The 23,822-nt window shown below is 45.0% G+C and carries 25 protein-coding genes; 8 read left to right on the forward strand and 17 right to left on the reverse strand.

The window, feature by feature from the left end; translation table 11 throughout:
* Positions 1-172 precede the first annotated feature (172 nt).
* Together AB4298_RS04700 and AB4298_RS04705 are read right to left on the reverse strand one after the other, a co-directional pair.
* A complete protein-coding gene (locus AB4298_RS04700) occupies positions 173-2,311 on the reverse strand; it encodes a sensor histidine kinase (RefSeq protein WP_371985881.1) in 2,139 nt (712 codons plus the stop codon).
* Between the two features lie 31 nt (positions 2,312-2,342).
* Positions 2,343-3,725 (reverse strand): sigma-54-dependent transcriptional regulator, encoded by a 1,383-nt coding sequence (locus AB4298_RS04705; protein WP_346347789.1) that lies wholly within the window; start codon positions 3,723-3,725, stop codon positions 2,343-2,345.
* Between the two features lie 275 nt (positions 3,726-4,000).
* Here AB4298_RS04705 and AB4298_RS04710 point away from each other — a divergent pair, with 275 nt between their 5' ends.
* From AB4298_RS04710 to moaA, 6 genes are read left to right on the forward strand one after another with little or no spacing between them, the layout of a single operon-like run.
* Positions 4,001-4,813, forward strand: coding sequence for an ABC transporter substrate-binding protein (locus AB4298_RS04710; RefSeq protein WP_371985882.1), 813 nt, complete (start codon positions 4,001-4,003; stop codon positions 4,811-4,813).
* On the forward strand, positions 4,810-5,517 hold the full coding sequence (locus tag AB4298_RS04715) for a TupB family ABC transporter permease (RefSeq protein WP_220779850.1): 708 nt from the start codon (positions 4,810-4,812) through the stop codon (positions 5,515-5,517). The genes AB4298_RS04710 and AB4298_RS04715 overlap by 4 nt, the downstream gene beginning before the upstream one ends.
* A 3-nt stretch (positions 5,518-5,520) precedes the next feature.
* Positions 5,521-6,279, forward strand: a complete 759-nt coding sequence (locus tag AB4298_RS04720; protein WP_248999661.1) for an ABC transporter ATP-binding protein — start codon at positions 5,521-5,523, stop codon at positions 6,277-6,279.
* 52 nt (positions 6,280-6,331) lie between these two features.
* Positions 6,332-6,934 (forward strand): molybdenum cofactor guanylyltransferase MobA, encoded by a 603-nt coding sequence (gene mobA, locus AB4298_RS04725; RefSeq protein WP_248999662.1) that lies wholly within the window; start codon positions 6,332-6,334, stop codon positions 6,932-6,934.
* Positions 6,935-6,942: 8 nt separating this feature from the next.
* Positions 6,943-8,742, forward strand: a complete 1,800-nt coding sequence (locus AB4298_RS04730) for a bifunctional molybdopterin-guanine dinucleotide biosynthesis adaptor protein MobB/molybdopterin molybdotransferase MoeA (RefSeq protein WP_371985883.1) — start codon at positions 6,943-6,945, stop codon at positions 8,740-8,742.
* Between the two features lie 21 nt (positions 8,743-8,763).
* Positions 8,764-9,750: a GTP 3',8-cyclase MoaA gene (gene moaA / locus AB4298_RS04735; RefSeq protein WP_371985884.1), complete on the forward strand. Its 987-nt coding sequence runs from the start codon at positions 8,764-8,766 to the stop codon at positions 9,748-9,750.
* Between the two features lie 218 nt (positions 9,751-9,968).
* On the opposite strand, the gene AB4298_RS04740 is transcribed toward moaA, so the two are convergent.
* The 3 genes from AB4298_RS04740 to AB4298_RS04750 form a co-directional block, all read right to left on the reverse strand.
* Entirely contained in the window at positions 9,969-10,436 is a 468-nt protein-coding gene (locus AB4298_RS04740) for a hypothetical protein (protein WP_371985885.1), read from the reverse strand.
* A gap of 59 nt (positions 10,437-10,495) precedes the next feature.
* On the reverse strand, positions 10,496-10,966 hold the full coding sequence (locus AB4298_RS04745; RefSeq protein WP_371985886.1) for a hypothetical protein: 471 nt from the start codon (positions 10,964-10,966) through the stop codon (positions 10,496-10,498).
* 706 nt (positions 10,967-11,672) lie between these two features.
* Positions 11,673-11,927: a hypothetical protein gene (locus AB4298_RS04750; RefSeq protein ID WP_220779837.1), complete on the reverse strand. Its 255-nt coding sequence runs from the start codon at positions 11,925-11,927 to the stop codon at positions 11,673-11,675.
* A 568-nt stretch (positions 11,928-12,495) separates the two neighbouring features.
* Here AB4298_RS04750 and AB4298_RS04755 point away from each other — a divergent pair.
* Together AB4298_RS04755 and mutM are read left to right on the forward strand one after the other, a co-directional pair.
* Positions 12,496-12,948, forward strand: a complete 453-nt coding sequence (locus AB4298_RS04755) for a hypothetical protein (protein WP_371985887.1) — start codon at positions 12,496-12,498, stop codon at positions 12,946-12,948.
* A gap of 69 nt (positions 12,949-13,017) precedes the next feature.
* Positions 13,018-13,833 carry a bifunctional DNA-formamidopyrimidine glycosylase/DNA-(apurinic or apyrimidinic site) lyase gene (gene mutM, locus AB4298_RS04760; protein WP_248999667.1) on the forward strand — a complete coding sequence of 272 codons (816 nt, stop codon included), beginning with the start codon at positions 13,018-13,020 and terminating at the stop codon, positions 13,831-13,833.
* A gap of 38 nt (positions 13,834-13,871) precedes the next feature.
* On the opposite strand, the gene AB4298_RS04765 is transcribed toward mutM, so the two are convergent.
* The 12 genes from AB4298_RS04765 to moaE all read right to left on the reverse strand — a co-directional run bounded on the left by AB4298_RS04765 (position 13,872) and on the right by moaE (position 23,822).
* On the reverse strand, positions 13,872-14,537 hold the full coding sequence (locus AB4298_RS04765; RefSeq protein ID WP_248999668.1) for a TVP38/TMEM64 family protein: 666 nt from the start codon (positions 14,535-14,537) through the stop codon (positions 13,872-13,874).
* A gap of 108 nt (positions 14,538-14,645) precedes the next feature.
* Complete coding sequence (locus AB4298_RS04770; protein ID WP_248999669.1) at positions 14,646-16,145, reverse strand: capsule assembly Wzi family protein; 1,500 nt, start codon at positions 16,143-16,145, stop codon at positions 14,646-14,648.
* Between the two features lie 6 nt (positions 16,146-16,151).
* On the reverse strand, positions 16,152-16,631 hold the full coding sequence (gene coaD / locus AB4298_RS04775; RefSeq protein WP_248999670.1) for a pantetheine-phosphate adenylyltransferase: 480 nt from the start codon (positions 16,629-16,631) through the stop codon (positions 16,152-16,154).
* A gap of 199 nt (positions 16,632-16,830) precedes the next feature.
* Complete coding sequence (locus AB4298_RS04780) at positions 16,831-17,514, reverse strand: TIGR01621 family pseudouridine synthase (RefSeq protein ID WP_248999671.1); 684 nt, start codon at positions 17,512-17,514, stop codon at positions 16,831-16,833.
* 51 nt (positions 17,515-17,565) lie between these two features.
* Entirely contained in the window at positions 17,566-18,789 is a 1,224-nt protein-coding gene (locus AB4298_RS04785; protein ID WP_248999769.1) for a sensor histidine kinase, read from the reverse strand.
* An 82-nt stretch (positions 18,790-18,871) separates the two neighbouring features.
* Positions 18,872-19,549 carry a response regulator transcription factor gene (locus AB4298_RS04790; protein WP_248999672.1) on the reverse strand — a complete coding sequence of 226 codons (678 nt, stop codon included), beginning with the start codon at positions 19,547-19,549 and terminating at the stop codon, positions 18,872-18,874.
* A gap of 2 nt (positions 19,550-19,551) precedes the next feature.
* Positions 19,552-20,073 carry a hypothetical protein gene (locus AB4298_RS04795; protein ID WP_248999673.1) on the reverse strand — a complete coding sequence of 174 codons (522 nt, stop codon included), beginning with the start codon at positions 20,071-20,073 and terminating at the stop codon, positions 19,552-19,554.
* Positions 20,074-20,116: 43 nt separating this feature from the next.
* Entirely contained in the window at positions 20,117-20,467 is a 351-nt protein-coding gene (locus AB4298_RS04800; RefSeq protein ID WP_248999674.1) for a YgiW/YdeI family stress tolerance OB fold protein, read from the reverse strand.
* Positions 20,468-20,787: 320 nt separating this feature from the next.
* On the reverse strand, positions 20,788-21,891 hold the full coding sequence (locus AB4298_RS04805; RefSeq protein WP_371985888.1) for an ABC transporter ATP-binding protein: 1,104 nt from the start codon (positions 21,889-21,891) through the stop codon (positions 20,788-20,790).
* A complete protein-coding gene (modB, locus tag AB4298_RS04810) occupies positions 21,872-22,552 on the reverse strand; it encodes a molybdate ABC transporter permease subunit (RefSeq protein ID WP_248999676.1) in 681 nt (226 codons plus the stop codon). The genes AB4298_RS04805 and modB overlap by 20 nt, the downstream gene beginning before the upstream one ends.
* Positions 22,552-23,331, reverse strand: coding sequence for a molybdate ABC transporter substrate-binding protein (modA, locus tag AB4298_RS04815; protein WP_248999677.1), 780 nt, complete (start codon positions 23,329-23,331; stop codon positions 22,552-22,554). The genes modB and modA overlap by 1 nt, the downstream gene beginning before the upstream one ends.
* A gap of 44 nt (positions 23,332-23,375) precedes the next feature.
* Entirely contained in the window at positions 23,376-23,822 is a 447-nt protein-coding gene (gene moaE / locus AB4298_RS04820; RefSeq protein ID WP_248999678.1) for a molybdopterin synthase catalytic subunit MoaE, read from the reverse strand.

Here is a 23,822-nt window from a genome sequence, read left to right on the forward strand (position 1 = left end):
TTGCCTAAAACAAAATAACGATTAGCCTCAACGATTGATGTGGCTGCACCACATTGCTCACATACTTTTTCTTCATAGCCAGAATTATTATCTCGGCATTTTTTGCATGAAACAAGGTGTGATAAACAAGGAAAAATAGCCGGGACGAATGCCCAGCTAATGATGAAAAACTTTATTCTCTAGACATGCCCGAGTGCTTGCCATTGAACTGTAGCCCCTCGTATGGCGCGTTGCTCTGGTCTTCAATTGCTTTATGGTACAAACCAATCGTAAATAAGCTGCCCTTACCTACCGTCGAGCTAACTTCAATGGTGCCACCAATACGTTTAATAATACCGTAACTAAGCGATAGGCCTAAGCCGGTACCATCTTTACGTGTGGTATAAAATGGGTCAAAAATACGGTTAAGTTCCTCTTCAGGAATTCCTTTACCTTCATCTTCAACTTCAATTTTTACTCCAACCGGTTCACCCTGCTGTACCCAATCATAAGTACGGATCCAGATTTGGCCCTTACCGTTCATTGCGTGAGCCGCGTTTACTACCAAGTTAATCAATACCTGCAATAACTGCGGACGGTTAACTTGAATAGGATAGCTAGCGTTAAGATCTTGATTAAGTACTACTTGCTGCTTTTGAATTGAATGACGTACCAACACCAACATCTCTTCGATAATTGGCGTGATCTGGTGCATTTCAAGTGGCGCGTTAAACTCACCAGGACGGCTATATTGCAATAAGCTACGGATAATCGTACTAATACGACCAACCTGCTGAATAACCAGCTCAATCTCTTCTTCTACATCGTCAGCTAGATCGCCTAACTCGTACTTAAGCAGCTCCATATTGCCCAAAATCACCGCCGTTGGGTTATTTATCTCATGGGCAATACCCGCTGTTAACTCACCCAGCGCGGTTAGCTTTTCATTGATCACCAACTGCTGACGGGTCTCGTTAAGCAGTGCTACGTTAGCTTGTAGCTCCTCAGTTTTCTCTTGTAAGCTGCGAGTACGCTCTTCTACTTTAACTTCTAGTTGTTCTGCCGCCGCTTGAATTTGGCTATTGCGACGCTGCAATAGATCAAGCATACGGTCAAATTGCTCGGCCAAGTTAGATAGTTCATTATCACTATCTAAACCTAATGAACCGATACGTAAGTTGCGTCCAGATTGCACCGCTTTCACCACATGGTGAATACGTTCAATGGGTTGTAATAAGCTGTAAGCACCACGATAAACTAACCAACCCGATACCAGTAGTACCAACATCAAAATGGTGCCGAGCTCGATAATGTTCAGCAGGTAGTTATGGATAAATGGTGACTCTGAAAAGCCAGTGTAGATCATACCAATACGCTTGCCGTTGATATCTTCAAGCGGGGAATAAGCTGAAATAAACCAATCGTTAAATACAAACGCACGATCGACCCAAAGCAGGCCTTGATTAAGTACTTTTTCACGCACCTCTGATGACACTAAGCTACCCAAGGCACGGCCTTGCTGGTCATCACCTTTAGGAAAGAAGTGCAGCGGCACGTTAGTACTAATACGGATATTATCGAGGAAAATAGTCACAGTACCGATAGAGCGTTCAGGTAATGTGCCTTTGTCGTAAACCAAGTCACGAATATGGTCAACAATACGGGTATCGCGGTTTAGCATGATCCCACCGTCGAGATACCAAGCCACATGACCATCTACACCGACGACAGGTAGTAAGCTACGGCTAAGTAAACCGCGCTTCTCTTCATGTTTAATCGGCTCTTGCGCCCGCTGAGTTTTCATCACGGTCACTTTAGCTCTGTCGGCAAGTTCAGGATCAATCCGTGCCAAGCGACTAGGCTCAAGTACCATAAGTCCAGAAAAAGGCTCGGTTCCTTCAATATGCGGTAGCATCTGGCGTAAATCAGGATCGGCAGCAGCATCAGATACGTTGATAAGACGTAAGAAGTCTAAATTAAGATCTTTCTTCGCTTTATCTAATACCTGCTGCAGATTAGCCTGCTGCACACTCGAGTCTTTGTTTATCTGTCTAAAGTCATTTTGAAATGGCCAAGACTCCATTACCAGCTCAAGCTGCTTTTCTTGATTGTCTTGTACTGTTATTAGGGTGCTATTTGCCACGGTCAAATCGGCTTTGACCTTCATAAACAGCTGTTTGCCTGTGTAGCTAATATTCCAATAGATAGTAATAAAAACCAAACTCACCAGTGTTAGCAAAATAGGCAACAGGGTTAAAATCAAGATGCGATAGCGCACCTTAGCCTGCATTTGTTGCCAGCTAACACCAAACATATTGGAAAAAAACGACACCTAGACTCCCCTTAGAGTGACTTTGTAATAACTATTCTTCTTTGTCGGCGTCACCGCCAAACCACTCTTTATATTTACGATCCAACGTCTTACGTGAAACCCCTAGGTCTCGTGCTGCCGCAGATTTATTACCACCGTGCAGATCAACGACTCGAGTTACATGGTCACGCTCAACATCTTTAAGCGCCCATTGTAATGGATAACCTGACTCGACTGCCATTTCCGCTTTAGGTTGAACCTTCCAGTACTCTGCAGGCGGCTTACCTAACAAGATGCAACGTTCGATCATATTGCGTAGTTCGCGAATATTACCCGGCCATTCGTGCTGTTGCAGCTTTAATAAATCTTCATGGCTCCAAACAACTTCTTTTACGCCTAACTCTGCCGCTAATTGGCAGGTAAAGTGATGCGTTAGCTCAACAATATCTTCAGGACGTTCGCGCAGTGGCGGAATCACAATGTCGAGTACGTTCAAGCGATAATATAGATCACGTCTAAAGTTACCCGCTTCCACTTCTTCAGATAACTTGCGGTTAGTTGCCGCTAGAACGCGCACATCAATATTGATCTCTTTCTCGCTACCGACAGGGCGAATGGTACGTTGCTCCAGCACACGTAATAATGCCGTTTGCATCTTCAGCGGCATTTCACCGATTTCATCAAGGAAGATTGTACCGCCAGAAGCAAAACTAAATAGACCTTCACGATTACCCTTAGCACCAGTAAACGCACCGGCTGAGTGGCCAAATAGCTCGCTTTCGAGTAACTCTGGGGCAATCGCGCCACAGTTAACCGGTACAAACGGTCCTTGGCGACCACTAAGGATATGCAGCTGGCGAGCCACTAACTCTTTACCTGTACCCGATTCACCTTCTATCAGCACCACAGCATTGGTTGGCGCGACACGTTCAATAACGTGCTTAACCTCGGTCATGGCATCGCTTTGACCAATAATGGTTGAAGATTGATTGAATGACACTTCGCGGCGTAACATCAGGTTTTCACGCTTTAACAGACGGCGTTCAATACAGCGGTCAACCGCTTTCATCATCTGCTCAAGGTGGAATGGTTTCATAATAAAGTCTGACGCACCGGCGCGCAGCGCTTTAATAGCCACATCCATATCAGCGTAACCTGTCATAAAGATGATGTCTGAACGTCTTTCTTGATCGTTCAATGCCTCATGCCATTCAATACCAGAACGGCCTGGCAGACGAATATCGACAATTAGCAGATCAAAATGGCAACGCGAACGTAGCTGCTCAGCATCTTCAACACTCGATGCCGTTTCAACTAAGGCAAACTTCTTGGCTAACGCTTTTTTCAAAAAGCTGCGCATGCCTGGCTCATCATCAACAATCAATACAGATACAGCGGAAGGAAGTGGCTTCATATTATTCATTCTCTGTCCCACCTTGTCTGTCAGGCGGACATTTTGACTCATTATATACAGAGTCTATCATCGAACTCGTCTAAATTGGTCACTATGAACCATGTAATCGCGATCTTGGGACATAATGTCTGTGACTTTTCTGCCACCGACGGGATCTGGATCACACAAGTGATACAAGTGTGAACTCAAATAATGCAATCTAAGTATGGCATCAAACTTGCTTTTAACGGGGGTATTCGATTTTGTTCAGACCCTCAGGTATCGAGAGGTCTATTTTATTTTCCATAGGAGCTAAAATGTTAAACCTTAAACGCGCTATTGGTCTTGCGGTTACCGCAGCACTATTTGTTGGTATGCCAGTTCAAGCTAATGAAGTGATTAAGCTTGCTACAACTACCAGTACTGAAAATTCAGGCCTACTAAAGAACCTATTACCAAAGTTTGAAGCTGAATCTGGCTACAAAGTGCAAGTTATTGCAACAGGTACAGGTAAGGCGCTAAAACTTGCTCGCCAAGGCGACGTTGATGTGGTTATGACTCACGCTCCAGGCGCTGAAGCAAAATTCGTTGAAGAAGGTTACGGCCGTCTACCACGTGGCATTATGGAAAATGACTTCGTAGTTCTTGGTCCTAAGAGCGACCCAGCTAAAATCCGTTCAAGCAAAACTGCTGAAGAAGCCTTTGCTAAAATCGCTAAATCAGGTGTGCCTTTCATTTCACGCGGTGACAATTCAGGCACCAACATGAAAGAACTACTAGTATGGAAGAATGCTAAAATCACTCCTGACTTCAAAGGCTACACTTCAGTTGGTCAAGGTATGGGCAAAACGCTATTAATGGCTAGCGAATTAGAGGCTTATACGCTATCTGACCGTGGTACTTTCGTTGCTTATTCAGGTAAAATAGACCTAGCAGTTGATTTTGATGGCGGCCCAGCACTCGCTAACCCGTACCAAATCATCCTAATCAGCGAAACTAAGTACCCAACGCTAAATCACAAAGGTGCTCAAGCACTAAGTGACTGGCTGATCGGCGCTGAAGCGCAAGGCATGATCAACAATTACAAGGTTCAGGGAGAACAATTGTTCAAGGCAACATATAGCGAATGAATGAAGGCTGGTTAGCCCTTATACAGCAGGCGTTAAGCCTGCTGTTTTCATTGGACCCCGAAGTGTGGTCCATTATTTCCGTTTCTTTTGCGGTATCTTTTGCGGCTTTGGCGATTACGCTTCTGCCCTCTATGGTGCTGGGCTTTCTATTGGCCTTTACCCGTTTTCCGGGCCGCTGGTTAGTCACCAACCTTATCCAAACTCTGCAGTCTATCCCCACAGTTGTCATTGGCCTTTTGGTTTACCTTCTACTGACACGCATGGGTCCGCTAGGCGATTTAAAATGGCTATTTACCCAGCAAGGTATGATATTGGGGCAGATGATGATCTGCGCACCAGTGCTTGTTGCTATGAGCCAAGCCGCCTTTACCAGTGTTGACCGCAGAGCCTGGGAAACCTCTCGCACCCTAGGCGCACCAGCACTCAGCGCTATATGGGCTGTCTGCAGAGAGCTGAAAGTTCCACTATTATTAGCTATTGTTGCTGCCTTTAGTCGTATTCTGACTGAAATTGGTTGTTCTATGATGGTTGGTGGCAACATTGCAGGGGTGACACGAAACATTCCAACAGCTATCGCATTGGAAACCAGTAAAGGTGACTTTGCCCAAGCTATTGCACTCGGGCTAGTACTACTGGTACTTGCACTTATTTTAAACTTTGCTTTAGGTACACTAAGAGGCAAAGCTGAGCCGAGGAGTCATTAACCAATGACGACTATAATGGCAGCGAAAAAAGCCACAAACACAGCAAGAATCATTGCGAAGAATATTGATATGCGCTTTGAAGATAAGCATCTTTTTAGCGCAGAGAAATTAGTGTTTGAACAAAACCGCGTGATCCACCTGCAAGGTGATAATGGCTGCGGCAAAACCACGTTAATGAAGTTACTAGCTGGCTTTAATCAGCCCTCTAAAGGCACAATTTACGCCGAAGGTTTTGCGATGGCTCCTTGGTGGCGCAGTAAGTCTATTACCGGTAAAGCACTGTATTTGCACCAGCACCCTTACCTGTTTGAAGGCAGTGTGTTGTATAACCTAACGTATCCACTGAGGTTTTTAACCGCAGATAAAGAGCAGCTAAAAGCCCGCACTGAGCTAGCAATTGATAAAGCGCAGTTGCGCCATCTATTAAGCCAAGCCGCATCAAGCTTGTCTGGCGGTGAAAAGCAGCGTTTAGCCATTGCTAGAGCTTGGATCATCCAGCCTAAGCTATTAATGCTTGATGAACCCACCTCCAATATGGACAAGCATTCTCAGCATTTAGTGCTGCAAATGATCACCGACTTAAAACAACAAGGCACTGGTATGCTAATTAGTAGCCATCAGACTTGTATGTTAACTAAAGTATGCGATCATGCTTGGCTTGTTAGCAATAAAACCATCACCACCGACAATGTCAGTGCTTTTAACTGCGTTGATGATACTCAGGTTGAACTTTCGACAAGTTTGCACGTATCGGTAGGATAGGTTCATTAGCAATTTTTCAGTAAAAACAGCAACAAATAATTAGGTAACAGTAATGGCAGCACAAGTTGATGCAGTAATCCTTGCTGGCGGTATGGCCAGACGTATGGGTGGAAACGATAAAGGTTTAGTCGAACTGAGAGATCAGCCAATGATTAAACATGCTATTGATCGGATAAAACCTCAAGTTAAGGAGATCCTGATCAACGCAAATCGTAACCAAAACCGTTATTCTGAGTTCGGTTTTAAAGTGTTCAGTGACCAAGATAGCGGCTATTTAGGCCCATTGGCTGGCATGATCACCGCAATGAGCGAGACTAATGCAGAATATTTATTGGTCGTTCCTTGCGATTGCCCACTGTTACCAACTGATTTAGTCGCTAGAATGCTAGCGAAATTAACGGCTGAAGATGCTGAACTTGCAGTAGCAAGTGACGGCAAGCGCGAGCAACCTGTAGTTATGTTGCTAAAGCCGAGTTTACGTGCATCAATGAAAGCCTTTTTAGATGCTGGAGAACGCAAAATCGATTTTTGGTATGCCAAGCACCATTATGTCGTCGCTGAGTTTGCCGATCAGCCCAATGCGTTTGTAAACGTAAACACACCAGAACAAAAACAGCAGCTAGGCGATGCCATAGCTAATGAAGAAAATCACTAGAGGTGTAAATGAGCATACCTTTTACTAATCCGTTACCGATCCCAGTACTCGGATTCTGTGCCTACAGCGGCACAGGCAAGACCACATTATTAAAGCAATTAATCCCAGAGCTTAATCGCCGTGGTGTGCGACTCGCAGTCATTAAGCATGCTCATCATAACTTCGATGTCGATATTCCAGGCAAAGACAGCTACGAAATGCGCAAAGCTGGCGCAAAGCAGATGCTAGTTGCCTCTCATGTGCGCTGGGCGTTAATGACTGAAGATGCCAAAGACGGCGACCCTGAGTTACCGCATTTGCTAAAACAGATTGAAGCCGACAAGGTTGATATCGTCCTTGTTGAAGGTTTTAAAAAGCTCGAACTTCCTAAGATAGAACTGCATCGCGCCGCACACGGCAAGCCTTTCATCCATACTCACGACGATAACATCCAAGCGATTGCTTGCTGTGATGACACCGAATTACCGAGTGAACTGCGCCGTTTAGATATCAACAATGTAGCGCAAATTGCCGACTACGTCGGCGAATACATTGCCGCGTGGCAGCCTTGCCCTGTTGATCTGCCTATGGCGCCAGCTTGTGGCTGTGAACTCGATACCAGCACTACGCTGTCAGTTCGCCAAGGTATTGATAAAATTCTTTCTTACGTAAAACCAGTAACCGCTATCGAGTCAGTTGATCTGGACGAATTAGAAAACCGCGTACTGGCAAGCGACGCCATTTCTCCTGTGGATGTGCCGCAGCACACTAACTCAGCGATGGACGGCTACGCATTTAAGCTAAGCGACACAGCAAATGCATCATACAAGATGGTTGGCGAAGTCATGGCAGGCCACGCTTATAACGGCACCATTGCTAATGGTGAAGCCGTGCGCATCATGACAGGCGCGCCACTACCGGCAGGTGCAGACACCATTCAACTACGTGAACTTGCTAACGAGCAAGACGGCGCAGTTAGCTTTGAAGGCGACATGAGCCTAGGTCAACACGTACGCCAAGCCGGTGAAGATATTGCTCAAGGTGCAACCGCCTTAGCCGCACATTCTCGTCTACACGCTGCAGAGCAAGGCTTATTAGCCTCATTAGGTTTTGGTGAGTTACCGGTATTTAAGCGTCCAAAAGTCGCTGTATTCTCAACCGGTGATGAAGTTTGCCAGCCAGGCGAGCCCCTAAAAACCAACTGCATTTTTGACTCAAACCGCTACACCATTAAATCAATGGCGAAAAAGCTAGGTTGTGAAGTCATTGATTTAGGCATTATTCAAGATTCTGAAGCAGCACTGGCGCAAGCGTTAAAAGATGGCGCAGCCAAAGCTGATATCGTGATCAGTTCAGGCGGTGTATCAGTCGGCGATGCCGATTACATTAAAACCGTACTAGAACAAGTTGGACAAATTAACTTCTGGCGCATCAATATGCGTCCGGGTCGCCCACTGGCCTTTGGTCAAATCGACGATAGCTTATTCTTCGGTTTACCAGGTAACCCAGTCGCGGTAATGGTATCGTTTTTACAGTTTGTACAGCCAGCCATTCGCAAGCTTGCCGGTGAGCAAAACTGGAGCCATACCATGGTGCCAGCGATTACCGACAAACCGCTACGTAGCCGCACAGGCCGCACCGAGTTTACACGCGGCGTGTATCACTTAGCGGCAGACGGCAAGTTACATGTAACTACAACAGGTGCTCAGGGCTCAGGGATGCTTAGCTCTATGGTAAAAGGAAACTGTCTCATCGTGATAGGCGAGAAAGATGACCAGTTAAATCCAGGTGACACAGTTTATATTCAACCTTTTGCCGACCTCCTTTAAGAGGTCATGTAGGTAGCCAGTATGAGTTTGATCGTTGACACTTTTGGTCGCACGGTAGAATACCTGCGCCTTTCAGTCACTGACCGCTGTGATTTTCGCTGCGTGTATTGCATGAGCGAAGATCCGTGCTTTTTAAGCCGAGAACATGTTCTTAGTCTTGAAGAGTTAGCTTGGGTCGCACAAGCCTTTACCGAATTAGGTGTAAAGAAAATCCGCCTAACGGGTGGCGAACCGTTAGTGCGCACCGACTGTGATCAATTGGTCAAACTACTGGGTAAACTCCCCGGACTTGAAGAGTTGTCGATGACCACCAACGGCTCGCGTTTAACCCGCTTCGCCGCAGAGATGCACGACTCAGGCTTAAATCGACTCAATATTAGTCTCGACACTCTAAAACCAGACTTATTCACCAGCTTAACCCGCAACGGTAAAGTCGACCGCGTCATCGCCGGCATCGACGCCGCCATCGCCGCAGGTTTTAAGAAGATTAAAATCAACGCAGTGATTTTGCGTGGTCAAAACGATGATGAAGTCTTAGATCTCATCGAGTTTTGCCGCGAACGCGACCTCGATATCGCCTTTATCGAAGAGATGCCATTAGGCGTCATCGATGAGCGCAAGCGCAGCCGCCATTGCAGCAGCAAAGAAATTCAAGACATCATCAGCGAGCGTTATGAGCTTATTCAGTCAAACCGCCGCACAGGTGGCCCAGCGCGTTACTTCACCATGCCCGGCAGCGACATCCACGTAGGATTTATCTCGCCCCACAGCAACAACTTCTGCCACGAATGCAACCGCGTCCGCGTCACCGTAGAAGGCAGATTGTTATTGTGTTTAGGCAATGAAAACTCGGTAGATTTAAAAGCGATAGTGCGTGAATTCCCCGGCGATATTGAAAAGCTAAAAGTGGCGATTCTAGACGGCATTCAACACAAGCCAAAAGAGCACCATTTTGACCCAAATGGGGAAACACAGATCTTGCGGTTTATGAACGCAACGGGCGGTTAACTGTTGCTTGAACAGTTACTTATTCGCTTGTTGGTGGTCTGGTGTTTTCTGCAGCCACAGAGCTGACTGTTAGCTTATGTTTTAACTTAGCTGTACGCTAGATACATAAAACCCGACGTAAATGTCGGGTTTTGTTTAGTTCCATGACACTGTGTAAAATAAAAACAACTAATAGTTTTATTTTACTCTTAAGCCTAAGCCACGTTTTATCATAGGCATTACGCCTGAGCAGAATGAACATCCTTTATCGACGATAACACCGCACATATTGCCATTATAACAAGAAATAGCTCACTAGCCTCTGGGTCGCTATTTTTAGCTTCAGCAACCATACTGTATTTTTGGCTTGAAACGTAATTTATTAAATCTGTCACTTTGTGCTCAATTCCCTTTGGCTCAAGGCTATGTGCAAGCTTATTTCTTAAAGAATTTAGTTTCTTTGCCGCCAACCAAACCCAACCAAGTTTAGGTGTTAGAGGGCAGATAGCCTCTACTAAACAAATTACTTGATGACATTCAAATGAAGTACCATTTGATCCTTCTAAAGCATGTGGTTGATTGAGCGATAATTTAAATATCTCCCTTAGAATCTCCTCTGCCAAAAGATGACCCTTTAAAATTTGTAAAGTTAAATCATCATTAAAAGGATAGTGCTTTGAGAACTTATCTCCGTCTATATCTATCAACTACATTCCCCTAAAAAATATCATGCTACGATTTATACCAAGCACAAAGTTGGCACTACCTATTCTTTACCTTTAATCCTGAGTTCTTTTAGATCACTTCTATTTTTCTTTAAAAACTTATTCGGTGATTTAAAGCCATTAATAACTGTTCCAAAATCATCAAAATGATAAAAAGTTAACGACAAAATACCTAACATATAAAAACCACCAACTAACTTATATAAACCTTGTTCCAGATAAAGAAAAGTAAAGCCGGTAAAGCACATTAGCATAGTCATTAAAACAACTAATCCTATGTTTCTTGCACAGTATGAAATCAACAATTTATTATCATTATCAATACTTTTAAACATAAAGTATTGCCCTCTCAACTTTCCAATTCTATGAAACCTCAATCTGCGATTTAACTTTGCTATTTGTTGTTTAAAACTATTCGCAGCCTTAGAAAATAAAAAGTTAAACCCACCAATCACTGTGATAGTTGCAGCTAGAAAATTCAATATATCAAACCAGGAAACTGTAGATAGCACTTTAAAAACCTTAAATATTATTCAGATTGTATATTCTTTAGCTTATCGCTCTTCAAACTGTTATCCAATAGAAAAGAACACTCAAGTAACCACATTTAATAATACAGAAAACACCAACTCTCCATCGAAAGTGACTCCAATTGCCTGCGGCAGGTGTATCTGCAGGTTCTACCGTGACACGCTGTAACTCTTCATAAAAGAAAGGGTCCGTGGAGGCTCGACCATGACATCCATGACATCCATGTCATGGATGGTCACGGCCGCATCTACACTGGGTTCGAAAAGCACAACCTTTTAACCTCTGCGTAGACCTATAAAAAGACAAAGAAGACAAAGAAAATATAGACACACCAAGACCAACAACGACTCAAAGGTTACAGAAAACGCCAACTCCCCATCGAAGTTGCCGAAGTCATTGAAGAACAATCGCGTGAGCGAGGCATGGATGCCGAGATAGCCTTAGGTGATCCATGGATGGCGAATATGAGGCGATAGCGATTGTCGAAAATGAGTGAGGATTAACAACTTCGTAGGGGCGGCAGGGGTGATCCAAGAGGGGATTGCTGTTGATCCCCTCTTGGCCGAGTGTGAGCTGGAAGCTCACGACCTTTATCAAGCGCAGCTTGATTGCTTAAGTTGTTAGACGAAGTCTAACTTAAAGGTCAAGCGTAGCCTGATACATTAAAAAAAACGAGCATGAGTCTCGTTACTCAAACATCTGATGACTCTTGATCAAAGTACACGATGGGTCATCTTCGCGTTTATTGATATTAACCAACTGGTAAGCAGCCTTAATCTCTTTACCAATTTGCTGGTTTACCGATTCAACACCACTAGCCTCAACAGCCTTAAGGTAAGCCTGCATCAATTCACGGTCATTCTGAATGATCAAAAAAATCTCGTTAGATAACTTCTTATTTAGCTTCTGCACAGCCAATTGAGCAATTTCTTTAGGTAACATGATTATTCTCTTCAAGTATCAGCTAGATCGCTGATTTCATAGTTATTAAGCGACTATACACCGAAAAATATGAAATGAGTTAGCAAGCTAGAATAGCAATAACATTAACTCAGAAGCCACAGAAAACACCAACTCCCCATTGAAGTTGCCGAAGTCATTGAAGAACAATCGCGTGAGCGAGGCATGGATGCCGAGGTAGCCTTAGGTGAGCCATGGATGGCGAATATGAGGCGATAGCGATTTTCGAAAATGACTGAGGATCAACAACTTCGTTAGGGGCGGCAGGGGTGATCCAAGAGGGGATTGCTGTTGATCCCCTCTTGGCCGAGTGTGAGCTGGAAGCTCACGACCTTTATCAAGCGCAGCTTGATTGCCTTTAACTCAGGCGCAGCCTGACAGAATTATCAAACGAAGTTTGATTGCTTAAGTTGTTAGACGAAGCCTAACTTAGAAGTCAGGCGCAGCCTGATAAATTCATCAAACGAAGTTTGAAACCAACCATTTGTGGTTAAACCAACTTGCAGATACACTTATAAAATAACCACTCATACAAACAACCACATAAACAATGGCACTCTCACGTAAAAAGTGGAACACCATCATTATCGTCGCCTCCGTGCTGATGATCTCCGTGCTGACTGTGATTGAAAAAAACAGCCAACAAACACCACTGCATACCCAAGCCCTATTTGATAAAGCGGCGCCATTATCACAACTACAATATGGTGAGCATTGGTTGCAGAAACGCCAATCTGGCTGGCAATGCAGTAGCAATGTGCTCAACTGCTTAGAGTGGGCTAACGCTTGGCAGCAAGTACATATCTCCGCACTAACCGATAAACCAGAAACGGCAGGTGAACCGATAGAGTTAGTGATTCAAGTGGATGATCTCGATGATGCGCAGCTGTGGGTATTGTTTCAACAACAAGGTTTATTAAAGTCGCCCGCAGGCAACTGGTATCAAGTGCCACCCAGTCTACGCGAAGCACTCAAACCGATTATTCGCGCGCAAGTAAACTGATCACGCTAAATACTCGTAATGGCAGTTATCAATAGCAGCATAGAAAAATAACAACAAGAGAGAATATAAATGCCGGAACTTCCCGAAGTTGAAGTCACTCGCCAAGGTGTATCACCTTATCTAATTGATAACCAAGTCACCGACTTAATTGTGCGTAATCCGTCACTGCGTTGGCCGGTACCTGAAATTGCTAAGCAGATTGTTGGTCAAACCATACGAAATGTACGCCGCCGCGCTAAATACTTACTTATCGACACTGATGCCGGTACCACTATTGTCCATTTAGGCATGTCGGGGAGCCTGCGTATTTTGCCTGCTTCAACCCCGGTTGAAAAACACGACCATATCGATTTAGTGCTCGCTAGCGGCAAAGCACTGCGCTACAACGATCCAAGACGCTTCGGCGCCTGGCTCTGGTGCGAGTTACCGGAACAAGCACACCCATTATTAGCTAAATTAGGCCCTGAACCGCTGACTGACGCCTTTAATGCCCCATACCTATTAGAGAGTTTGGCTAACAAGAAAAAGGCCATCAAGCTGTGTTTAATGGACAATCACATTGTGGTTGGTGTAGGGAATATTTATGCCAATGAAGCGCTATTTGCGGCAGGGATTCATCCGCAAGCAGAAGCAGGCAAAGTCGATGCGGAGCGGATTGAGATTTTAGTCGCTGAAGTGAAGCAGATCCTTGCTGGTGCGATCAAACAAGGCGGCACCACCCTTAAAGACTTTACCAATGCCGATGGTAAACCGGGATACTTTGCGCAAAAGCTGCACGTTTATGGCCGTGGCGGTGAAACCTGTACTCAATGTGGCCATCTACTCAGTGAAATTAAGCTTGGCCAACGGGCGACGGTGTTCTGTAGTTTATGCCAGCAAAAATAACCCGCTAGCGCATATCAAGTTACAATGGTTAAGCGAGATTACTTCTCTTCTATGATCTCGCTTATCTGCTGCCTTAAGCGAGTTTTATACAAGTAAAAGGCGATGATTGAGGCACACACAAATAATCCCGCGCTGATTAGTAAACTGGTATTGTCTGACAGTCCAAGTCCTGCTCCAGCAAAACTAAACACCATCATTTGCGGAATAAAACCGATACCACTGCCAGTAAAAAAGCGCCAAGCACTAATGTGAGTTGAACCCGCAGCCAGATTGGTCAGAAAATTGCTGCTCAGCGGCAAAATACGGATCATAATCATCTTCAATATCGTGCGCTGAACAATTAAATTCTCTAGGCGAGTCAACTTAGATTGAAAGCGTTTTTTTAAGCTATCCCTAAACACAAATCGAGCAAAATAGAAGGTAAGAACGCAGCCTAGTAGCGCCGATAAGCTCCCCACTAGCGCGCCTTTTATCCCGCCAAGTGCAAAACCAAAAGCAAAAGCCATAAACTGCCTTGGCCCACCAACACTGGTATAAGCCGCGCCAATAAAAAATAGCACCACAAGGCCCTTATCACCCTGCTCAGCTAAATAATCGGCAATCCAGTTACTATCAGCAACCGTTGCAAATGCGCCTTGTTGAAACGCGTAGATAACCAGCGATAGCACGGTAATAACTGACAATATTTTCGCAAAACGCTTCATACCCAATCCGCAATCATTGTTTAAACGCCCAAGCTGTCCAGATCTAGTATCAGCAGCAGTAAAAAAGCCAACGTATCAACGTTGGCTTTTTCAATGCTAAGAGGTTAATTAAAACTTATATTCGTATGTACCGAATACCGTTGCATTGGTGTCACTTTCTTGTACCTCAAACTCTGATTGAGATACTGTGCCACCCACACTCATCATGCCGTACCAAATAGGCATTCGATAGCTCAGCTCTAACATCAACAAGTCCTCTTTAAGAGGTTGTGGCGCCCAGCCGTGAGTAGGGCTTTTGCCGTCTTTGTTTAGCTGTGCATAACGTAGTAACGAGGTAAAACCTTTACTATTGGCAAACTGGCCTATTAACCCTAACACGTAGACATTCGCGTCACTGTCGTAAGTGCTGCCTAGTGCGCGACCGTAGTAACGTGAACCACTTCTATACGTTGAGTGCTCATAAAAACAGTTGAAGGCGTTTTCATCTTCGCCACAGAACACCATGGTATCTGTGTATTCGAGGAACAACTTATACTGCTGACCGTCGAAGTTAAAACGTGTATCAGCACCAAACATTGAGCCACAATCTACGATATCCCAAGGGGCAGAGCTCTTAGCGTCTTCACAAGTTCTTTGGTAATAAACCCCAAACGGCACGTTGTACCAAGTGTCGCTAAAGCGAATATCATAACCCGCAATTTGGTTACCATAGTTAGAACAACCGAATTCATCTACGTTATCCGCGCGACAATCGCGTTGACCCGTAATAGACTTAAACGCACTGTCCCAAGTACATTCTTGGCCTTCACCACAAAACTGTGTAGTCCATGACACGCCCATTTCTAATTGCTTAAACGGGCGGATTGAACCTCTAAAGTTCCACAGTAGTGCATTAGGAGCATAGCGCTCCTCTTCAAACATGCTGATGCCAGCACTCAAAGTCCATGGGCCTAACCACGACAACCAAGGTGTTTCAAATGCTTGCGCATTATTGCGGCTCAGCATCAATGATGGCATTGGCCTAGCGTTATTTGACTTGTGCAGTGACGAGTCAAAACCTGGGCCCCACCACTGTTCAACAGTGCCGGCGGTAAACATCCAATTACCCAGTGCCATAGCAAGATATGAATCGTCAAAACGGAATTCTTTATCGTCTAACGGATCATAGTTGGCTGATGCTGAGATCTTGTAAGCAAAACGGTCACCTAGATATTCATAAGAGGCCGTTGCTTCGCCTTGTTCGCGATAGTCTGAACCAAAATGTTGAAAACGTGCAGGGTCGCTAGCGGCAGCAAGCTTAATGCTGGCATTGCCACGATTATCGATAGCATTACGGTAATAAAAGTTCACCCGCGAAAAAGCATCAACCAGCGCTGGCGTTAACGTTGATGGCTCTACCTTGGCTAAGTCACCGCCAATACCAGACCACATCAATGGATAAGTATTAACAGGTACTGTGATCACACCGGCATCGGCCAGTGCTTGAATATCGGCACGCAAATAGATGTCAGAAGTATCAACCCATGGCGCTGCAGCAGCCATGCTTGAAAACATCAGTGTTGCAGCAGGTAATGTTTGCAGCGTTTTCACTTTAATAAACTTCAACATGGGTCGCTATTTGCCCTTTTTCATTAATGCATTGGCCACTTCGGCGTGAACAAATTGGCTCACATCGCCACCATGCAGCGCAACCTCTTTAACTAAGGTTGATGAAATAAATGAGTTCTCTTCTGCTGGGGTCAGAAACACACTTTCAAGATCTGGGCTTAAACGGCGGTTCATATTGGCAAGCTGAAATTCGTACTCGAAATCAGATACGGCGCGTAGGCCTCGCACTAATACGCTAGCATTTTGATCTTTTGCAAAATCAACTAATAAGCCACTAAAGCCAACGACTTCAACGTTATCAAGATGGGCGGTTACGGTTTTTAATAATTCAACGCGTTCATCAAGCGTAAATCTAGGCTGCTTAGAAGGATTGGCTGCAATACCAATAATCACGTGCTCAAATAGGTTTGCCGCACGCTCAATTAGATCGGCATGACCATTGGTCACCGGATCAAATGTTCCTGGATAAATAGCTCGCTTGTGCACGTTAAATCAGCCCTTAATCTTGTCATCAAGTGAACATGTAGTCACTCAAATTACTGTCCTGAAAGCAGGAGTTTTTAGGGGCTCTATCCTACTCGTTATGGGCTGATTTGTGAATCCAAAAGCAGATATTAGTAAGATGAATTAATACAGATTTAGCTTAGCGGTTAAAATTAGCTAACATTCAGCTTACATCTACGGCTTAGCTGGATTTTTTCAACGATGGCCAAGCTAAATCAGCAGGTTGCGACCATGTCATAAGCTGCTCTTTCACGGCGGCGGAATCAAATAGCTCACCAGATGGTGGCGCTACCGTATAGCGATAGGCTTGATCTAGGTATTGAAAATCTAAACTGTAAGCATGTAAATAACCTCTGTCAGCTGTCACGCCGCCGTATAGGGTATCGCCTAGAATTGGCGTACCTATACTCGCTAATGCCACTCTTAACTGATGCGTCTTTCCGCTATGAGGTTTTAATAGATACAGGCGCTCACCGTCTCCAATTGAGTGCGAGAAAAACTGGGTAATCGCCGGGTTGTCTGTGGTGCGTAGCAACTTATGCATGCTACGACGAGATTTAGCCATATCGCCAATCACCCAGCCTTGCTTCTTTTTAGGTTTACCTTGTGCCAATGCTAGATAATATTTTTGCACTAAATGCGCCGAAAACATCCGCGTAAACTCGGCGGCGGCCTCACTGGATTTAGCTAAAATAATCAGCCCAGAAGTTAAAGTATCAAGTCGGTGAACAGAGTAAAGCTTTATGCCAAGATCGGCTTCTGCTTGGGCGACAACGCCTGCTGTGCCATCTTGGCTATGAAAGTGAACTTCTGCCGATTTATTAATGACAATAAAATCGCGCTCATCGGCAATGACTTGGTACATATTGGGCGTTCTCAAAGATTGGCAAACAGGCGCTAAGGCCTATATTGCTGACTAAAAGGTGATGATCACTTTTAGTCCAGGCTGATTATCGGTTAAGGCTATTTTAGCATTATGGCGCGACAGAATCGCCTTCACCATAGATAAACCTAAACCTGTACCTTTATGATGGCGACTAGGGTCTAAACGCACTAAACGCTCAAACACTTTTTCCCTAGAGGCTTCGGGGATCCCTGGGCCGTTGTCTTGAATAGCAATGACGTTTCGATTTTGCGAAATGCTAATCTCTGCGCCTTCGCCAGAATACTTAATCGCATTATCGACTAAGTTAAATAGGGCTTGGAACAACAAATATTTATCACCGCTAACCTGAAAGCCTTCACCTGTAGTCAGTTTCAATGACTGACCATTAAATTCGGCCATAGCCTCTGCCATTTCAAACAAATCTTGGCTAATGGTTATTAAGCTCACGTCTTGTAATTCAAGGGTTTGTTGCCCCTCTTCAATACGCGTTAACGACAGCATGGCATCGAACGTGGCTAAGCAGTGATCCAGCTCTTCGGTAATAATCGCGCAGCTTTCTTGTAACTCTTCTTGCGGCTTACTCGGTAATTGTTCTAAACCGATACGAAGGTGTGACAAGGGGGTCCGCAAATCATGGGCAATGTTATCGGTGACGCCACGCACTGCAGCTAAGTTCTTCTCTAGTGCATCGAGTACACCATTAAATTGTTTAGCCAACATATCGAATTCGTCTTGGCGCCAACTAACAGGTAGGCGAGTTGAATATTGCCCTTGCTCTATACGCTTACTCAAACGGTTATATTGCACCAGGCGGCGTAAAATCGCTTTGGAAAACAGATAACCCAACGCCAATGTTAGCACCACGGTTAACATCAAGGCGGTTATCGCTGCGTTAGTAAATTTGTCAATTAGGCTGCCGAGCTGATCGACACGAGTTGCAATAAGCATAGGCCCGTAGCGGGTCATCACCATGCCACCGGTTAAGATATGCAGCTTTTCAGGCCCACCAGTAAACACCGGAAACTCGCGTTTTTCCGGTAACATAGGCATATCTTTAGGGATCATGCTCAACGAGCCGACAAGATCGAGCGAGTTGCGCCAAACAATAAGGGCAACTTTAGGATCGGCACTACGCACCTGAGTCGCAAAGCTGCGACGATCAAGCGTTAATGCCATTTGTTGGTAGCGGGTTTTTTCAGCGTCGAGATGCAGGTCCAGCTGATACTCTTGTTCATTGATCAGCTGGCGGTACATCCCCAGTAACAAGGTGCCAATAATGACAGTTACTAGGGCTGAGAAAATAATGGTAATGCGCCAGGCACTACTCTGATAGGGCTTAATGCCCTTGGCGTAACCGATATCCAGCACCTCGAACAGTTTCGATTAATTCGCCATGACCCAGTTCTTCAAACTTACGTCTTAGCTTGGCGATATGTACGTCGATAACATTAGTGCGTGGATCGAAATGGTAATCCCACACAGCTTCAAATAACAGCGTACGGCTAATCACTTGATTCACGTGTTCCATAAGGTATTTAAGTAGCTGAAACTCTTTCGGCTGCAGTAAAATTTCGTGGCCATCTAGGGTCACTTTACGTGTCAGTAATTCAATCGTTAATGGACCAACATTGAGGTCAGTAATCGTTGGTTGTGATTCACCACGTTGCATTAGCTTTTCGGCCCGAACCAATAGCTCAGAAAAAGCAAAAGGCTTAGTCATGTAGTCATCACCACCTGCACGTAGGCCTTTGACTCGCTCATCAACATGGCTCAGAGCTGACAAAATAAGCACCGGCGTTTGGCTGCCGGTAGCGCGCAATGCGGCCAACAGTTTTAAGCCATCAAGCTGTGGCAACATACGATCAAGAATGATCAAGTCGTACTTCATGCTCGTCGCTAACAACAAGCCTTGATGGCCGTCGGTTGCGGTTTCTATATTGTGCCCTTGCTCAACAAATCCTTTTACGACATATTCGATGGTAGTCGCGTCATCTTCAACCATGAGTATTTTCATGTTTAATCCCATTTGAGCAGTGGTAGTAATTGTTTATTTTCAATATCAAAGGCTAGCTTACGCTTACCGTCAATATCAAGGATCTCTAGTTCGATATAACTAATCCCAAGATCATTATCGACTTCGGCCTTAATAATATGGCCTTCACTTTCTTCGGCGACCAAGGTCAGCATTTCCGACAGCGATAGACCATTTTGTTGCAGCATCATCACACCGGACAATTCGTCTTTGTCATCTTTATCAAGACGCTCAACTTCACGCTCTTTTAAGCTGCCATCTATCGCACGGTATTCATATTCAGTAATGGTTTTTGCTTGTGGGTCAATCATCTTAAACTCGTAGATTAACTCCCCGTTTTCGATATCGGCCTCAAATTCAGAGATCACGCCTTCATGCTGCTGCTCAAGTTGCTGCATCATTGCAATTGGCAACGGATACTCTCCCGTTGTCATCAATGAATACAAGCCTTGTCCAGCAAACGAGCTACCAGAAACTAACAACAAACCAATTAGCCAGCGAGCCATGGCTCCTCCGAAAAATAAACGCTAAACCACTTTCAATAAAGGATTATTCAGAAATCAGACGTATGCTGTCAATTTCTATTTCAATACCTTGCCATTCATCGTCAACTTCGCCGACCAATGTCACTTTAGAGTCACTTGAAACTTCAATATCACGCCAAAGCGCATTATCTATTTCAACTTCAACGTCACCGCTATCATCGCGGAAAAGGTACTTTTCATCGCCTAAGCTTTGCACTAAATAACCGGTAAGCTCAACTGGAGTATCGTCTTTTGCTTTAGCCGCATCAGCCGCTGTTTTTACGTGATTTGCAGGGCCAGGACCATTGTAGGCAGCCATAGCTGGAAGCGTTAACACTGCAGACAACATAATTAAACCAGTTAATTTCTTAGACATAAAATAAAACTCCTCACTAATGTAGGAGCACATAGTATGACATTCTATATAACATCTAGATGGAGCAAAGATTAAACTTTGATCATATGCTTAACCTTAGCTTAATTAAGAGTTTGCCAAGCTTGAACAGCCACTAATCCAATATATAGATCAACTCTGATTGTAGAGCGACTGTGATTTCAGTACCAACTGTTAGTGTTAACTTTTTGCACTAAATACAGCTACACTAATCTAAGATATGGATCAGCTCAGATTTCAGCGCGACTGTGGTTTCAATAACAACAGCTAACTCTAGCTTCTCTGCACTAAATCCAGCAGCACTAATCTAAGATATGAATCAATTCTGACTTGAGTGCGACGGTAGTTTCTGTTCCGACTGCCAGTTCTAACTTCTGTGCTAAATGTAACGGAACTTCAGCATGGATCTTATGCTCAACCCCAACCACACTCGCTAACACTCTTACGCTTTCGCCCATCACCAGCATTGAGTCGATGGTAATGTCGAGTTTGTTAAAGCTACGACACAACCTGCCCTTTTTAATCGAATTAAAGCGTATGCCTTGATTAGGAATAACCCAGCGTACTTTGGTGCCCACATCTAAGCTGTCAAAATAAGTACTCGCAATTAAATGCTCACCAAATTTAAGCCAAGTGATCTGCCGTTCTTCTTCTTGCGCTATCACTTCAGCATCAAAGATATTACGCAGACCCATCTGTTTAGCCACAGCTTCATCTCGTGGACGAGTCAGCACTTCATGGGGCCTACCTTGCTGCAACATCTTACCTTGGCTAATCAAAATCATGCTGTCGGCTAGCAAGAGTGCTTCATTTAAGTCATGAGTCACCATAATAACGGGAATAGCCAACTGCTCTTTAAGTCTAGCTAGCTCTAGGTATAAACGTTCGCGGGTTTCTCTATCAACCGCAGAAAAGGGTTCATCAAGCAATAACACCGATGGTTCACGCGCAAGCGCTCTCGCCAGCGCTACACGCTGTCGCTGACCACCTGAAAGGTGCGCAGGCAATCTATCAGGCAAGCCATGCAGATTAACTCGCTCTAGCCAATCCTTTGCTCGCGCTTCGCGCTCCGCTTTAGGGATATGGTCTAACGCGGCCACCACATTTTGTAACGCGGTTAAATTAGGGAACAGACCAAAGTGTTGGGGCACATAGCCTAAATGACGTTGCTGCGGCGTGAGTTGCACTTTATCGGTATCACTAAACCATTGGCGATCACCGTAACGGATCTCACCATTTTCTGGCTGTGATAAACCAGCAATCATCCGCAGTAAGGTTGATTTCCCCCCGCCAGATGGGCCAACAACAGCCAGTACTTCACCGGCTTTGCAGCTAAACTCAGCATCCAATTTAATCGGCTTGTTTTGTTTAATCCGGCAATAAAGATCAGCGACGGTTTGCGACATGCTGGCCTCCAACACGGCGTGATAGACTGGTGGTTAATGCCAATACCGTAATCGCAAACAAGAGTAATACCAGCGACATATTACCAGCACTGGCAAAGTCGAATGCTTGTACGCTGTCATAAATAGAAATTGCAATCGTCTTGGTCTCGCCAGCAATGTTACCGCCCATCATCAGTACCACACCAAACTCACCCAACACATGGGAGAAGCACAATACAATAGCGGTTAGTACACCCGGCCACACCATAGGTAGCTCAATCTTGAATAGCACTTTTAAACGGCTCATACCGCAACAGGCCGCCGCATCACGCACGTCTTCAGGTACGGCTTCAAATGCTCGCTGAATTGGCTGAATCGCAAACGGAATATTGACTAAGATGGACGCGACCACCAGCCCAGAGAAATGAAACACCAGTTGATGACCAAGCAATTGCTCTAGCATACGGCCAATCCAAGATTCACTGCCTAAGCCCACCAGCAAGTAATAACCGATTACTGTAGGTGGCAACACTAAAGGCACCATCACTAAGGCTTCAACCCAAGATTTACCCGGGAAATGGCGATAAGCCAAAAAACGTCCCGCTATAATAGCTAGCGGGATTAAGATAAGCACAGTCACTGTGCTGAGCTTGATTGATAGCAGTAAGGCTTGCCAATCCATTAATGAGTCGCTCTCGCAAAGCCGTAATCGGCAAATACAGCCTGAGCAGCGTCAGATTGTAGGTAGGTATAAAAGAGTTTAGCGGTTTCACCTGCTTTCAAGGTCAACACCATACGCTGATCGAGCGGCGTATAATATTCTTGCGGGATCACCACGTAATTTGCCCGGGCCTTAAACGGTTTAGCCACCGCTAACGATAAAGCGACTAAGCCACCTTGCGTTGCGCCGCTCACCGCAAATTGCGCTGCTTGAGAAACGTTTTCGCCAAACACTAAATTCGGCTGAATATCTTGCCAAAGCCCCAGTTTTTGCAGCACTTCTTTAGCGCGCTCGCCATAAGGTGCGTGGTCAGGATTAGCAATCGCAAAACGTTTGAGCTGCTTAGCCTCTAAAAACTGCTTCACTCCCTCTAAATTGGCATCTAGCGGTAAAGGTGAAGACTTAGGTGCGGCAATCGCTAATTGACCTACGGCGTAAATCACACCTTGATCAGGTGTTTGCTGCGCCTTAGCTAACTGAGTGATATAACGCTCGTCAGCCGATAAAAATAACTCAAAAGGCGCGCCATTACGGATTTGCGCTACAAAATTACCCGAAGAACCATAAGAGATCCGCACATTACGGCCAGTCTCATCGGCAAATTGCTTGGCGATATCATCGAGAGCAAATTTAATGCTCGACGCCGCCGCAATAGCTGGAACATCTTGCGCTGCTAAAACCACTTTACTCATTGCTAAAAAGGGCAGCAATAATGCCAGTAACATCACCCTAAACTTCATTTAGCCAATCTCCTTGCGTCCTTTAACAGCGCCAATGTAACGCTTTACTTATCCCACATTTTTGCAGCTTGCTCATCAGCGTCACGGGCTTCAACCCAGTTAGCGCCTTTGTCACCGGCCTCTAATTTCCAAAACGGCGCTTTGGTCTTTAGAAAATCGATTAAGAACTCACAGGCAGCAAATGCCGCTTTACGGTGTGCGCTAGTCACGCCAATAAATACGATTTGCTCACCCAGCGCCATAGCGCCAACACGGTGAATAATAGTGACATTGTTTAGCGGCCAACGCTCACGCGCCTCAGCTTCAATCTGATTAAGCACCGCTTCTGTCATGCCAGGGTAATGCTCAAGCGTTAAATCAGTTACCGCACTACCATCATTAAAATCACGCACTTTGCCAACAAAAGTGACGACTGCGCCATCGCTGTTATCTTGGCTGATTAAGTGATATTCCTCTGGAACATTAAAGTCCTGAGTTTGTACTCGGATCAT

Origin of the sequence: Shewanella sp. 10N.261.52.F9 (genome assembly GCF_041471165.1) — a bacterium.
In the GTDB taxonomy this organism is placed as follows: domain Bacteria; phylum Pseudomonadota; class Gammaproteobacteria; order Enterobacterales; family Shewanellaceae; genus Shewanella; species Shewanella marinintestina.